Consider the following 14762-nt stretch of genomic DNA (forward strand, 5'->3'; position numbering starts at 1 on the left):
GGATCTGTGGTGGTTCGTGCGCTTACTTGCTCGCGCCGCTCAACAGCATCTCATTGAGACGCTTGACGAACGTGGCCGGGTCGCTCAGCGAACCGCCTTCGGCCAGCAAGGCCTGGTCGAACAGGATATTCGCCCAGTCACCGAACAAGGTGCCCGATTCCTCGTACTTCAAACGCGTCACCAGCGGGTGGTTCGGATTGATCTCGAGGATAGGCTTGGACTCCGGAGCGCTCTGCCCCGCCGCCTTCAGCATGCGCAGCAGATTACCCGACAGCTCATGCTCGTCCGCCACCAGGCAGGCCGGCGAATCGGTCAGGCGGAACGTCACGCGCACGTCCTTGGCTTTGTCCGACAAGGCTTCCTTCATTTTGCCGACCAAATCCTTGTACGAGTTCTCGGTCTCCTCGTGCTCTTTCTTCTCTTCCTCGTCTTCCAGCGCGCCCAGATCCAGGCCGCCCTTGGCCACCGACACCAGCTCCTTGCCTTCGAACTCGGTCAGGAACGACAGCATCCACTCGTCGACACGGTCGGTCAGCAGCAGCACTTCGACGCCCTTCTTGCGGAAGATTTCCAGGTGCGGGCTGTTCTTCGCGGCGACGTAGTTATCGGCCGTGACGTAGTAGATCTTGTCCTGGCCTTCCTTCAGGCGCGCGACATACTGCTCCAGCGAGACGCTTTGCTCGTCGTTCTCGTTGGCGGTCGAGGCGAAGCGCAGCAGCTTGGCCAGACGGTCCTTGTTGGTGGCGTCCTCGCCGATGCCCTCTTTCAGCACCTGGCCGAACTCCTTCCAGAAGGTGGCGTACTTGTCCTTCTTCTCCTGTTCTTCGGCGTTGGCCAGTTCCTCCAGCATGCCGATCACGCGCTTGGTCGAGCCGTCGCGGATCACTTTGACGTCGCGCGACTCCTGCAGGATCTCGCGCGAGACATTCAGCGGCAGGTCGGCCGAGTCGATCACACCCTTGACCATGCGCAGGTAGGCCGGCATCAGCTGCTCGGCGTCGTCCATGATGAACACGCGCTTGACGTACAGCTTGATGCCGCCGCGCTTGTTGCGGTCCCACAGGTCGAACGGCGCCTTGGCCGGAATGTACAACAGCTGCGTGTACTCGCTGCGGCCTTCGACGCGGTTGTGCGTGTACGCCAGCGGCGCCTGGAAGTCGTGCGAGACGTGCTTGTAGAATTCCTCGTACTGCTCCGGCGTGATCTCTGATTTGCTGCGCGCCCACAGCGCGCTGGCCTGGTTGACGGTCTCGAATTCGTCTTTAAGAACGGTTTCCTTCTTCTCGTCGTCCCATTCCTCTTTCTGCATCACGATCGGCAGCGAGATGTGGTCCGAGTACTTGCGGATGATGGATTTGATCTTCCACGACGATAGCAGCTCGTCCTCGCCTTCGCGCAGGTGCAGGATGATGTCGGTGCCACGGCCGGTCTTCTCGATCTGTTCGACCGAGTAATCGCCCTCGCCGGCCGATTCCCAGCGCACGCCCTCGGACGCCTCGGCGCCCGCGCGGCGGGTTTCGACGGTGATCTTGTCGGCGACGATGAAGCCGGAGTAGAAGCCCACGCCGAACTGGCCGATCAGGGCCGCGTCCTGCTGCTGGTCGCCCGACAGCTTGCCGAAGAATTCCTTGGTGCCCGATTTGGCGATGGTGCCCAGGTGCGAGATCGCCTCGTCGCGGCTCATGCCGATGCCGTTGTCGGAAATGGTGATGGTGCGGGCGGCCTTGTCGAACGAGACCTTGATCTTCAGTTCATGGTCGTTGCCGTACAGGGCGTCGTTGTTGATCGCCTCGAAGCGTAGCTTGTCGGACGCGTCGGACGCGTTCGAGATCAACTCGCGCAGGAAAATCTCTTTATTCGAGTACAGGGAGTGGATCATCAGCTGCAACAGCTGTTTCACTTCAGCCTGGAAACCAAGGGTTTGCTTATCGTTATCTGCCATTTTTAAAGCCTCTAATAGTCTTAGTGTGCGTGCGCGAAGTCGCACGGGTGTGGCGAAAGTGGGGATTATAAAATGGTTTTCAAGAGCAGCTTGCTATTTTCCCAACTGCTGCTCCAGGAACTTCCACACGCCCGGCTCCTGCATCGCCGCCACATTGAGCCGCATGCGGGTCGACGGCAGCTGCGTGGGCGAGAACAGGCTGCCCGGCGCCAGCAGCAGATTGTCGGCCATGGCGCGCTCGGTCAGCATGCTGGTGTCGCAGCCGGCGTCCGCCCAGACGAACATCCCGGCCGGCGAAGCCACATCCACCTTCAGGCCGACGCGCTCCATCTGCCGCACCGCCTTGGCGCGGATGCCGTCGAGCCGTGTGCGCACCCGGTCCGCGTGCTTGCGGTAGGAGCCCTCGGACAGCACTTTATAGACCACCCGCTCGCCGATGTCGCTGGTGGTCAGGGTGGACAGCATCTTGCGGTCGGCCAGCCTCTCGGCCCGCTCGGCCGACGTGGCGATGAAGCCAACCCGCAGGTTGGCCGCCATCGTCTTCGAAAAGCCGCCCAGGTAAATCACCCGCTGCAGCTGGTCCAGCGCCGACAGCCGCGTGGCCGGCTGCACCGCGCTGCCGGGGTGCAGGTCGCAATAGATATCGTCTTCGACGATGATGAAGTCGTGCTCCTCCGACAGCCGCAGCACCTGGAACGCCTTGGCCGCCGACAGCGACGTCGAACTGGGGTTGTGCAGCACCGAGTTAATAATATAGAGCTTGGGCTTGTGGATAGCCGCCAGCTCGGCCAGCCGGGCGATATCCGGGCCGTCGGCCAGACGCGGGATGCCGATCACGTTCGCACCCAGCGCGGCGAAGGAGCCGAACATCAGGAACCAGGCCGGATCGTCGACGAAGATGGTGTCGCCGGGGCGGGTGAACTCGCGCGCCACCATGTCCAGCGCCTGCGTGACGCCGGCGGTGGTGACGATTTGCTCCGGCGCGGCGGCGATTTCCAGCTCGGCGAGCTTGTGCTGCAGTTGCTGGCGCAGCGGCAGGAAGCCCTGCGGCAGCCCGTAGCTCACCAGCAGATTGGGATTCTGGCGACTGACCGCGCGCAGCGCGTTGGCGATCGCGGTGCCGTCCAGCCATTCCGGCGGCAGCACGCCGGAGCCGGGCATCTGGTGGTGCGGCATCTGGCGGAACATGTTCCGCACCAGCCAGACCACGTCGATCGGCTTGGCGTCCAGCCGGGAACGGGAGGCGCCCGCCCCGGCCGGGGCGCTTGCCGCGTCGGTGGCGTTGAGCGCCATCGGCGCCCGCTCGCGCACGAAAAAGCCGGCGCCCCGGCGCGACTCCAGGTAGCCGGTCGCCACCAGCTTGTCGTAGCTGGCCACCACGGTGAAGGCGGACACGCCATGCGCCGCCGCGAACGCGCGGATCGACGGCATGCGCGCCCCGCCCCGCAGCAGCCGGTCGTCGATGCGCGCCGCCACCGAGCGCACGATCTGGTCGATCAGCGTTTCGCCCGATTCGCGAGACAGCAATCCCACCAACGGTCCGGCGGCGGACCTGGGCCTGGACGCCGATTTAACCGCCTTGGCATTCACGCCCGCCGGCACCGACGCCACCGCCGGTCCGGGCGCGGCGGCGGCCACAGCGCGGGCGTGCGCGGCCGCCAACGCCTCATTAACAGCCTCGGCTGCGGCCGACGCGGCGGCGCCTAAAAGCGATGTGCGCTTGCGTGTATTGGTCATGCTACCGTCACAGTATAAGAAATTAAGTTTAAAGTGTACTGGCACTGTACTGGCTTTTGTACCGTAGGATACACCCATAGGACGAGCAAATTCAAGCAAATCCAAGCAAACCCACCGGAGCCAGCATGACCCGCATCGCCACCCACAGCGCCCCACCCACCACGGTAGCCCCGATCCCGACCCACGGTTCCCGCCTGGGCGGCATCAGCGACGAAACGGCCGGCATGCTGCTGGGCCTCATCGGGGTCGCCATCTTCAGCCTGACCCTGCCCTTCACCCGGCTTGCCGTCGGCGCCGCCGGCGATACCGGTGGCGCCGGCGGCCTGTCGCCGATGTTCGTCGCGCTGGCGCGCGCGCTGGTCGCCGCCGCGCTGGCCGGCGCCTGGCTGCTGTGGAAGCGCGCGCCGCTGCCTCCGCGCGCCGCATTGGCGCCGCTGGCGATGGTGGCCGTCGGCTGCGTGATCGGCTTCCCGTGGCTGACCTCCGTCGCCATGCGCTCGCTGCCCGCCGCCCACGGCGCCGTCCTGATCGGCATCCTGCCGCTGGCCACCGCCGTCTTCGCGGCCCTGCTGGGCGGCGAAAAACCTTCGGCCGGCTTCTGGATCATGGCCTTGTGCGGCTCGGCGCTGGTGGCCGGCTTCGCGCTGCGCCAGAGCGGCGGCGGCCTGCATCCGGCCGACCTGGCGATTTTCGCCGCCGTGTTGCTGGCGGCCATGGGCTACGCCGCCGGCGGGCGCCTGTCGCAGACCCTGGGCGGCCAGCAAACCATCTGCTGGGCGCTGGTGCTGGCCGCGCCGGTGCTGCTCCCGGTGGTCGGCTGGCTGTGCTGGCACGACGCCGGCCGGATCGCCGCCGCCGGCGCGGCCGCCTGGACCGGCTTCGCCTACGTTTCGGTGTTTTCGATGTTCATCGGCTTCTTCTTCTGGTATCGCGGCATGGCGCTGGGCGGCGTGGCGCGGGTCGGCCAGGTGCAACTGGTGCAGCCCTTCCTGTCGCTGCTCGGCGCGGCCGTGATCCTGGGCGAGTCGCTGGAGTGGCCGACGGTGATATTTGCAATCGCCGTCATCGCCACGGTGGGCGTCGGCCGCAAAATGCAGGTGAAACGCCGCTAAAACCGTGGACTATTCTGATTTTGGCCCGATTGCAGGCATGGCCTGTCTCAAGAGTACAATATCGGTCTACAGCCCCACCCACTTACTATATGGATAAGCACATGTCTGTCTACGAAAAACTGAAAGCGCTCGATATCACCCTGGCCGCACCGGCCACCCCGGCCGCCGCCTACGTCATGTACGCGCAAACCGGCAACACGGTGTTCATCTCGGGTCACATCGCCAAACGCGCCGACGGCAGCGTGTGGGGGGGCCAGCTGGGCAAGAACATCGACACGGCCGAAGGCAAGCAAGCCGCGCGCGCCATCGCCATCGACTTGATCGGCACCCTGCAGGCGGCCGTCGGCGGCGATTTGAACCGCGTGCGCCGCATCGTCAAGCTGATGAGCCTGGTGAACTCCACCCCTGATTTTACCGAACAGCACCTGGTCACCAACGGCGCTTCCGAGCTGCTGGGCGAAGTCTTCGGCGACGCCGGCAAGCACGCCCGCTCGGCCTTTGGTGTCGCACAAATCCCGCTTGGCGCCTGCGTCGAAATCGAACTGATCGCGGAAGTCGCGTAAGCGGGCGGCGTCCTATCCGGCGCCGTTCCTTTTATAAAAGCCGCCACAAGCGCGCTTGTTGAATCGCCGGGCCGTCTTCGGCCGGGGCACACATCTAGTGAGACATGTATGAAAATCGAAAACCCGAACCCGATCCAGTGGCGCTTCTCCGAACGCGCCGACCAGCTGCAATCGTCCTTCATCCGCGAGATCCTGAAGATCACGCAGCAGCCCGAGATCATCTCCTTCGCCGGCGGCCTGCCGTCGCCGCTGACCTTCCCGGTCGACGAAATGAAGGTCGCCTTCGACAAGGTCCTCGAGACCAACGGCAAAGTGGCGCTGCAATACGGCCCGACCGACGGCTACCTGCCGCTGCGCCAGTGGATCGCCGACTCGCTGTCGACCAACGGCGCCAAAATCATCCCTGAACAGGTGCTGATGACGTCCGGCTCGCAGCAGGCGCTGGACCTGCTGGGCAAAGTGCTGATCGACGAAGGCAGCCGCGTGCTGGTCGAGACCCCGTCCTACCTGGGCGCGCTGCAAGCCTTCTCGGTCTACCGTCCGGAGTTCAAATCCGTCGATACCGACGAACATGGCCTGGTGCCGTCGTCGCTGGACCCGGTCGCCGCCGGCGCGCGCCTGCTGTACGCGCTGCCGAACTTCCAAAACCCGACCGGCCGCACCCTGTCCGTCGAGCGCCGCCTGGAGCTGGTCGAGACCTGCGCCCGTCTGGGCCTGCCGCTGATCGAGGACGATCCGTACGGCGCCTTGAGCTACAAGGGCGACCCGCTGCCGAAGATGGTGGCGATGAACCCGGAAGGCGTGATCTACATGGGTTCCTTCTCCAAGGTGCTGACGCCGGGCATCCGCCTGGGCTACGTGGTGGCCCCGCTGCCGCTGGTGCGCCGCCTGGAGCTGGCCAAGCAGGCCGCCGACCTGCACACCTCGCAACTGACGCAGATGGTGGTGCATGAAGTGATCAAGGACGGCTTCCTGGAGCAGCACATCCCTAAAATCCGCACACTGTACGGCAACCAGTGCCAGGTCATGCTGGACGCGATGGCCCAGTACTTCCCGGCCGGCGTCGAGTGGACCAAGCCCGAAGGGGGCATGTTCATCTGGGTCACGCTGCCCAAGCATATCGACGCCATGAAACTGCTGGACGAGGCGATCGCCCAGAAGGTGGCCTTCGTACCGGGTTCGCCGTTCTACGCCAACGAACCGGAAACCAACACTTTGCGCCTGTCGTTCGTGACCGTGCCGCCGGAACGCATCCGCGCCGGCATCGAGATCCTCGGCAAACTGATCGCCGCCAAGATTTAAAGTAGTATCCCGTGGGCGGCGTTCGCCGCCCACACTCTGCTTCTTGTCATCCCTGCAAAAAAAAGCACGGTCCCTGCTGGCCATTGGGTCCGAGTCGCTTTCAAGCCTGAAGCATCCCTCCAAAATCATGCGCCGAATTTTTACATATCGGGCGGGCAACGCGGTATCATTTGATCGATAGCCACTTGGTAAGGCAAGCCTTTGTTCATGCGTGTACAAACTTCCCCAGCTCGCCCCTTGCGCCGCGTCCCGGCGCGATCGCGGCCCCACGCCGGGACGCCCCACCAGGTTAAAGGCGACGCGCAATGAACCCCGTCAGTTCCGGATTGGCCACGCGGCGCGATGCCGCCATCCTGATCGTCGACGACGCGCCGGAGAATCTGGCCGTGCTGCGCAAGCTGATGGTCGAACAGGGCTATCAGACGTTTGTCGCCACTTCCGGCGAGCGGGCGCTCAAGATCGCGCGCCGCGTCCATCCGGATTTGATACTGCTCGACGTGGTGATGCCGGGCATGGATGGCCTGGAGACCTGCCGCCAGCTCAAAAGCCACGCGGCCACGCAACGCATTCCCGTCATTTTCATGAGCGCCAGGACCGACACCGACGACGTCGTCGCCGGCTTCGACATCGGCGCCGTCGATTACATCGGCAAGCCGCTGCGCATGGCCGAAGTGTGCGCCCGCGTGCGCACGCAGCTGCAAATCCGCAGCAACAGCGAGACCCAGGAAGAACAGGCCGAGCGCCTGCGCACCATCGTCAACAACATGGCCGAGGGCCTGTTGATCATCGAGGCGGACGGCCGCATCCAGTTCACCAATCCGGCCTGCGACAAATACCTGGGCTACCAGGAGAACGAGCTGGCCGGCCGCGCGATCTCGGAGCTGCTCAACCCCATGGTGGCACAGGAATACCTGGAATACTTCGCCCGCTACGCCGCTTCGCCCGAGATGGCGCACAGCCACGGCACGCGCGAGGTGATCATCCGCCACCGCAACGGCAGTTCGGTGTGCATGGACCTGACGCTCACGCCGATGTACCTGCGCCAGCCGCTGTTTATCGGCCTGCTGCACGACATCACGCACCACAAGCAATCGGAGGACGCGCTGCAGCGCGCCGCCATGGTCGATCCGCTGACGCAAATCGCCAACCGGCGCCATTTCGACACCTTCCTGGAAAAGGAGTGGCAGCGCTCCATGCGCAGCGGCCAGCCATTGTCGCTGGTGGTGCTGGACGTCGACCACTTCAAACTGTACAACGACACGCTGGGCCATCCCGCGGGCGACGCCTGCCTGCAGCGGGTGGCGGCGGCCATCGCCTCGCACGCGCTGCGCCCCACCGACCTGGCGGCGCGCTACGGCGGCGAGGAATTCGTGCTGCTGTTCGCCGAGACGGGAGCCGAAACGGCCACCATGATGGCCGAGGCGATCCGCGCCCACATCGAATCGCTGCGCATTCCGCACCCGCGCTCGACGACGTCCGACTGGCTGACCGTCAGCATCGGCGTGGCCACCATCCACCCGCACCAGCTGGACAACACCGAATCGCTGTTCGTCGCCGCCGACCGCGCCATGTACGTCGCCAAGGAGGGCGGCCGCAATCAGGTGCGCTCGACCAGCAGCGGCGGCGCCGCGCTGGAAGCGGTCAAAGCGCTGGTGATGCGCTGACCCGGCCACGCAACGCCTTCAACCCGAGCGGCACGCTGACGGCCAGCGCCAGCAGCGAGAACACGATCACGCCCAAGCCGCCGGCGTTCTGGAACAGCTCCCCCGCGCCAACGGTGCCCACCGCCACGGCGGCGAAGGTCACCACCACCGATTGCGACAGCAAGCTGCCGTCGCGGTCCTGCGCCGAGATAAAGCTGTTCAGCACCGCCATGATGGCGTAGAAGGCCATGTTCAGCATCAATTGGCCGACGAAGAACAGCACCACACCGCCGGCGGTGAAGAAGCAGGCGACCGAGGCGAACATCACCAGCAGCGCGCCCATGACGGTCAGACCGCGCCGCGCAGCCAGCGCCGGTATCGCCGGCACCACCGCGCCGAAGAACCCCAGCAGCGAGGACACCGCCAGCAGGGTTCCAATGGTCGGCAGCGACAGGCCGATACGCTCGCCCTGCAGGGCCGATACCGCCCACACGCCGGCCTGCACGCTGTAGACGCCGACGAACACGCCCCACGCCAGCCATACGCCGGCGCCGACGCGGCGCCGGCGCATACCCGGCTCCTTCGGCGCCGTGGGCAGCGGCGCGCGCGCGGGCACCAGCGCCGGTGTGCGCGCGGCCGCCACGCCCAGCACCGTCGCCAGCAGCGCAAGGCCGATCCAGACCCCGTCGCCCGCCGCCACATCCGGCAGCAGCGACACCAGCGTGAACACGCCGGCGACGGCCAATCCCGACAACAGCAGCACCACGCCCCATAACCGCTCGGCGTCGCGGTGGCAGGCCAGGCAAATGCCGACCATGACGATCATCTGCGCTTCGCAGACGCCGACCACCAGCCGCAGCGCGCCAAACAGCGGCGGCGACAACGTCAACGCCGTCAACATCTGGCACAGCGCCAGCAGCACCAGGGCAACGGCGGTGCATCGCGCCGGCCAGCGGCGCGCCATCGGCGGCAGCAGGACGCAGCCGGCCAGCATGCCGATCATCTCGACGCCGGTCATCAAGGTGGCCTGGCCCTCGTCGAAACGCAGCCGCGCCATCGTGTTGGTCACCAATAGCGGCATCATGGTGGTGCCGCCTATGCCCAGCGCCCACGCGGAAGAAAGTATCAGGGTTGAACCGGCCGTGGTTTTCACGGCGACGACGTCGATGTCTGGCAGGGGCGCTGCGGGTGTGGTGGTCATCGCTGGTCCATGGTGATGGCGGCACGATTTGCCGTGCTCAAAGCATACGACGGAAGCCACGATAGACGGGGCCAAAACGGCCAAAAAAGACACACAGGCGGCCATTTAACGCGACCCGACGCGCCGGCGCGTACATCCTGTGCTAGCCTCGTTCATCAACTTGAAGGAGTGGCCCATGCCGGTAAAACCGCACCTCCCCGACGCCGAAGCCGACGTTCCACCCCATGTGATACGCCAGGTGCTGCAACTGCTGGCCAGCCGTGGCCACTCGGGCGAAAGGCTGTGCAAGGGCCTGGGATTCACGCCGGAGAATCTGTGCGACGCCGGCTTTCGGGTCTCCTACCGGCAAACCAGCATGCTGGTGCGGCGCGCCATGCAGCGCTGGGGCGATCCGGCCATCGGCATCGCCACCGGCGCGCGGCAGACGGTGGTGTGCTTCGGCCTGCCCGGCCTGGGCATGCTCACCTGCCCCACCCTGGGCGAGGCGCTGCTCTACCTGATCAAATACCAGCGCGCGGCGGGGGCGCTGACCATCAACGAGCTGGCCGTGGTCGACGAGCGCCATTTCACGATCGAAGTGGCGCCCCGATTCCACGACCCGGAATTGGAGCCGTTTTTCATCGAGGAGATCTTCGTCAGCGGCGTTGAGGTGGCGCGCGCGATGGTCGGCTCGCATTTCCGGCCGGCGCGGCTCGAGCTGCGCTATCCGCGTCCGGTCTACGCCAGCGCCTACAGCGAGTACTTCCGCTGCCCGGTGGTGTTCAACGCACCGCTCAATCGCCTGATCTGCGAGATGACCTGGTACCACTGCCCGCTGCCGACCCATGACCGCTTCATGCAGGACAGCCTGCAGGCGCAGATCGACCAGTTGCTGTCGATCGACACGCCGCGCAACGATCTGGTAGAGTCGATCATGAACGTGCTGCGGGCCTCGGTCGACGAAATGCCCGGGCTGGCGCAGACCGGGGCGGCCCTCAACATGAGCGAACGCACGCTGCGCCGCCGCCTGGCGGAGCTGGACACCTCCTACCAGCGGCTGGTGGACCAGGTCCGCTACGAGTGCGCGCTCGATCTGCTGAGGCGCAGCGCGATGCCGCTGGTCGATATCGCGATGGCGACCGGATTCACCGACGCCCGCAACTTCCGCCGCGCCTTCAAACGCTGGTCCGGCATCCTGCCGAACCAGATACGGCAAGGCATGCCAGCCCCACGGCTGTTGATGCCGGAGCGGGGCGGACCAAACCTGATGGACTGACCACCGTCAGGGAATTTCCCATTTTCCGGCGCGGAGCACCACCAGGCCGCGCCGGCGCAGCGACTCCAGATAGCGCGCGTGGCCGCGCACACCTTTTTTGCGGAACAGCGGTATCAGCTTGGGCAGCATGTTCGGCAGCAGCATCGCCAACCTGACCGTCCACGATTCGCTGACGCGCGGATAGCGTTCCAGGCATGGGCGGTCCAGCATCCGCATGACCTGGCGCGCGACGTCCTCCGGCTGCTGCGGCGGATCCATGAACTGCAGCGTGTTGCCGCCTTCGATCGCCTCGCGCATCAGCATCTGCGTCTCGGTCGCCGACGGCAGCACGCTGCCGACATGCACGCCGTGGCGCTCGCGGTCCAGGCCCAGGCACAGCATGGCACCGCGCAGGCCGAACTTGGTGGCCGAGTAGATCCCGGTTTCCGGCAACGGGAAGATCCCGCCCAACGACACCGTGTTGATCACGCGGCCATCGTCCGCCCGCTGCAAGGCGCCAAAGGCCAGCCGGGTCAGCACGATCGGCGACAGCAGGTTGATATTCAATTCGGCCAGGATGTGATCGACCGAACGCTCCTCGAAATGCCCCGTCCCCGTCATGGCGGCGTTGTTGACCAGGATGTCGAGCCGGCCGAAACGTTCCTGGATAAAGGCCAGCAAGGAAGGCAGTTTATTCAAGTCGTCCAGGTCGACCCGCACGCCCACCGCCCCCGCCCCCAGCTCCGCCGTCGCCCGGTCCAGCGCCGCCTGGTCGCGGTCGGCCAGCACGCAGGTGATGCCACGCTCGATGAAACCGCGGCAGATCGCCCGGCCTATGCCGCCAGCGCCGCCCGTGACCAGGGCCACCCGCCCCTCCCGGCCGGCGTTCGTTGTTGTCGCCATGTGTATTCCTCTTGTGGTCTTAGTTGTTTTTATGGCCGGCCGCGCCCAGCTGCATCCAGATGGTCTTGGTCTCGGTGTACTGGTCGTGTGCCAGCAGCGATTTTTCGCGCCCGCCGAAACCAGACTCCTTGTAGCCGCCGAACGGCACCCCGGTATCGCCTTCGGAGAAGCAGTTGATCGACACGGTGCCGGCGCGGATGGACTTGGCAACGCCGTGGGCGGAATCCAGGTTGCTGGTATAGACCGACGACGCCAGGCCATAGCTTGTGTCGTTGGCGATGGCCACGCCCTGCGCCAGGTCGTCGAACTCCATCACCGACAGCACCGGCCCGAATATCTCCTCGCGCGCGATCGTCATCGACGGCAGCACGGCGTCGAAAATGGTGGGCTCGACGAAGCTGCCGCCACTGTCCAGGCGCACCTGGGCGCCGCCGTGCACCAGTTGCGCGCCCTGCTCCCTGCCGCCGGCGATATACCCCAGCACGCGCCGCATGTGTCCCGGCTCGATCAGCGCGCCGACGCGGGTGGCCGGATCGAGCGGGTCGCCGACCCGCCATTCGTCGAAGGCGCGCTTGACCTCCGCCAGCAACTCGTCCTTGCGCGAACGATGGACGATCAGGCGCGAACCGGCGCTGCAATTCTCGCCCTGGCAGAACAACGCGCCGGTTGCGACCTGCTGCGCCACACGCGGCAGATCGAAGGCGTCGGCCAGCACCAGCGCCGGACTCTTGCCCCCGCATTCCAGCACCACCCGCTTCAGATTCGACTCGGCCGAGTACTTCAGGAATAGCCTCCCCACCTCGCCCGAACCGGTAAAGCTGATGCAGTCGATGTCGCGGTGCCGGCCCATGGCCTGCCCCACGGTCTCGCCATAGCCCGGCACGATATTGAGCACGCCGTCGGGAATGCCCGCTTCCAGCGCCAGCCGGCCCAGCATCAGCGCGGTCAGGGTGGTTTGCTCGGCGGGCTTGATGACGATCGAGTTGCCGCTGGCGAGCGATGGGCCGATCTTCCATCCCGCCAGATAGATCGGAAAATTCCACGGCAGGACCGCGCCCACCACGCCGATCGGCTCGCGCACGATCATCGCCACCACATCCGGCGCGGTCGGCGCCACCTGGTCGTACAGTTTGTCGGCCGCCTCCGCGTGCCAGCGCAGGCTCTCGATCATGTCCGGCAGGTCGGCGGACAGCGCGTCGCGTATCGGCTTGCCCGAATCCAGGCTTTCCATCAGCGCCAGCGTTTCCAGATTGGCCTCGACCAGGTCGGCCAGCCGCAATAGCACCTTTTTGCGGTGCTTGGGCGAGGCCCGCGACCAGTCGCCGTTATCGAAGGCACGCCGTGCCGCGCCCACCGCGAGGTCGACATCGGCCTCGCCGCAACTGGCGATGCTTGCCAGGCGGGCGCCGTTGGCGGGATTGACGGTATCCAGGCGATTGCCAGAGATGGCGTCGACGAAGCGTCCGCCGATCAGGGCCCGCGTTTCGACATCCAGGCCGGCGGCCCGTGCTTGGTAGTACTGCAGTGTCTTATCCATGTTCATCCTCAAGCGGCGGCGCGCAAGCCGGCGGCGGGCCGCGAGGCGGCCACGCTGTCGCGCAGGTTGTCGTAATAGGACTCGCTCAATTCCGGCCATCCCATTTTCTTGCGCAGGCGCTTCAGATAGGACTTGAGCGCGTGCGCCTCCAGATACACCTCGTGGCGCTGCGACTTGACGAATTTGAGCCCGCCCGACAGATCGGGATCGTCGCTGGCGATGAGCGCGTCGAAAGGGCTGGCCTTGCCGGGGTTGTCCAGCTGGTCGCGCAGGTAGGCGGCGATCATGAAAGCCTCGGTGTCGAACAGCTTGTAGGCGCTGGAGTTGGTTTCGACATAGCCGATGCCGAACAGATTGCGGTGGTCGCGGCTGAACATCGACAGATACAGTTGCGGCCTGCCGCCGCGCCATTCGAAGTATTCGCCGGCGTATTTGCAGCTCCACTTGTAGCCGGTGGCGTAGATCACCAGGTCGAGCGCCTCGCGGCTGCCGTCCTTGAAGACGACGTCGTCGCCGTCGTAATGCGAGACGTCCGGTTTGACCGCGATGTTCCCGTGCTGTAGGTTGTGCAGCAGCTGGGAATTGAGCAGCGGATGGCTCTCGAACAGGCGGTGGTCCGGCTTGGGCAGGCCGAAGCGCGTCAGATCGCCGGTGAACATTTTCAGCAGCAAGCTCATGACCGGGCGCGCGACCCAGATCGGCAGCGGGGGACCGCTCTCGCCCACCTGGTCGGCGGGAAGCCCAAACAGATGCTTGGGAATGAAATGGTAGCCGCGCCGCATGCTGATGAAGGCCTTGTCGGCGCGGGTGGCGGCGTCGCAGGCGATGTCCGCGCCGGAATTGCCCGCGCCGACGATCATGACCCGCTTGCCCTTGAATTCATCGCTGCTCTTGAAGGTGACCGAATGGCGGATCTCGCCGTTGAATTGGCCTTTGATCTCGGGCATGTTGGGGTCCCAGTTGCAGCCGGTGGCGCAGATCACGGCCAGGTAGCGCCGGCGGGCGCCGTCGCCGAGGGTCACCACCCATTTGCCGTCATGGTCCTTGCGCACGTCCCGCACGGGGGTATTGAAGCGGATCGCCTCGCGCAGGCCGAAGGCGTCGGCATAGCTGCGCACATAGCTTAATATCTGCTGGTTGGTCGGATAGTCCGGATAGGACTTCGGCATCGGAAAGCCGATGAAGCCCGACAGGTCGCGCGACGAGATGAAGTGTGCCGATTCGTAAATCGGGCTGCCGGGATTGTGCATGTCCCAAATGCCGCCCACGTCCGAGTGACGTTCGAACTGCTCGTACGGCAGCTTCATTCCTTTCAGGGCCCGGGCGGCGGACAGGCCGCCGGGCCCCGCGCCGATCACGCAGACGGCGTTGCCGCAGTCGGTAATCTGGTCCATGTGCTCTTGTGCCATCTCAGTCTCCCATGTATGTCGTTGCGTTGTGCGAACTCATTATGCGAGTTCATTGTGCAAACAAAGTGGCCGCCGCACGGGGGCCAAAGGGACAGGCAGGGAGCATTTCCGGCCAACGCCGCCGTTCGGGCGGCCACGCAACACCGGGGCCTGTTTGGCCACACCGGCGTCCTCCGGTG

General features: G+C 65.5%; 11 protein-coding genes. 5 read left to right on the top strand and 6 right to left on the bottom strand.

The annotated features are described in order from the left end of the window. Positions 1-22: 22 nt before the first annotated feature. Together htpG and AC07P1_RS00565 are read right to left on the bottom strand one after the other, a co-directional pair. Positions 23-1942 carry a molecular chaperone HtpG gene (gene htpG, locus AC07P1_RS00560; RefSeq protein WP_494694019.1) on the bottom strand — a complete coding sequence of 640 codons (1920 nt, stop codon included), beginning with the start codon at positions 1940-1942 and terminating at the stop codon, positions 23-25. Positions 1943-2035: 93 nt separating this feature from the next. Further along, positions 2036-3679, bottom strand: coding sequence for an aminotransferase-like domain-containing protein (locus AC07P1_RS00565; RefSeq protein WP_494694020.1), 1644 nt, complete (start codon positions 3677-3679; stop codon positions 2036-2038). Between the two features lie 224 nt (positions 3680-3903). Here AC07P1_RS00565 and AC07P1_RS00570 point away from each other — a divergent pair, with 224 nt between their 5' ends. The 4 genes from AC07P1_RS00570 (at position 3904) to AC07P1_RS00585 (ending at position 8320) form a co-directional block, all read left to right on the top strand. Continuing rightward, on the top strand, positions 3904-4791 hold the full coding sequence (locus tag AC07P1_RS00570; protein ID WP_494694782.1) for a DMT family transporter: 888 nt from the start codon (positions 3904-3906) through the stop codon (positions 4789-4791). Between the two features lie 101 nt (positions 4792-4892). After that, complete coding sequence (locus AC07P1_RS00575) at positions 4893-5354, top strand: RidA family protein (protein WP_494694021.1); 462 nt, start codon at positions 4893-4895, stop codon at positions 5352-5354. A gap of 108 nt (positions 5355-5462) precedes the next feature. Then, positions 5463-6656: an aminotransferase-like domain-containing protein gene (locus tag AC07P1_RS00580; protein ID WP_494694022.1), complete on the top strand. Its 1194-nt coding sequence runs from the start codon at positions 5463-5465 to the stop codon at positions 6654-6656. A gap of 305 nt (positions 6657-6961) precedes the next feature. Beyond that, positions 6962-8320, top strand: a complete 1359-nt coding sequence (locus tag AC07P1_RS00585) for a diguanylate cyclase domain-containing protein (protein ID WP_494694023.1) — start codon at positions 6962-6964, stop codon at positions 8318-8320. Here AC07P1_RS00585 and AC07P1_RS00590 read toward each other — a convergent pair. Continuing rightward, positions 8298-9500 (bottom strand): MFS transporter, encoded by a 1203-nt coding sequence (locus tag AC07P1_RS00590; protein ID WP_494694024.1) that lies wholly within the window; start codon positions 9498-9500, stop codon positions 8298-8300. The genes AC07P1_RS00585 and AC07P1_RS00590 overlap by 23 nt on opposite strands. 175 nt (positions 9501-9675) lie before the next feature. Here AC07P1_RS00590 and AC07P1_RS00595 point away from each other — a divergent pair, with 175 nt between their 5' ends. Next, positions 9676-10755, top strand: a complete 1080-nt coding sequence (locus tag AC07P1_RS00595; protein WP_494694025.1) for an AraC family transcriptional regulator — start codon at positions 9676-9678, stop codon at positions 10753-10755. A 6-nt stretch (positions 10756-10761) separates the two neighbouring features. On the opposite strand, the gene AC07P1_RS00600 is transcribed toward AC07P1_RS00595, so the two are convergent. Genes AC07P1_RS00600 through AC07P1_RS00610 form a run of 3 tightly spaced genes read right to left on the bottom strand, consistent with a single transcriptional unit; the run spans position 10762 to position 14583 of the window. Next, a complete protein-coding gene (locus tag AC07P1_RS00600; RefSeq protein WP_494694026.1) occupies positions 10762-11637 on the bottom strand; it encodes an SDR family NAD(P)-dependent oxidoreductase in 876 nt (291 codons plus the stop codon). Between the two features lie 19 nt (positions 11638-11656). Continuing rightward, positions 11657-13174: an aldehyde dehydrogenase gene (locus AC07P1_RS00605; RefSeq protein ID WP_494694027.1), complete on the bottom strand. Its 1518-nt coding sequence runs from the start codon at positions 13172-13174 to the stop codon at positions 11657-11659. 8 nt (positions 13175-13182) lie between these two features. Next, complete coding sequence (locus tag AC07P1_RS00610; protein WP_494694028.1) at positions 13183-14583, bottom strand: flavin-containing monooxygenase; 1401 nt, start codon at positions 14581-14583, stop codon at positions 13183-13185. Positions 14584-14762: the final 179 nt, after the last annotated feature.

The organism is Duganella sp. GW821-FHT07F09 (assembly GCF_059418705.1).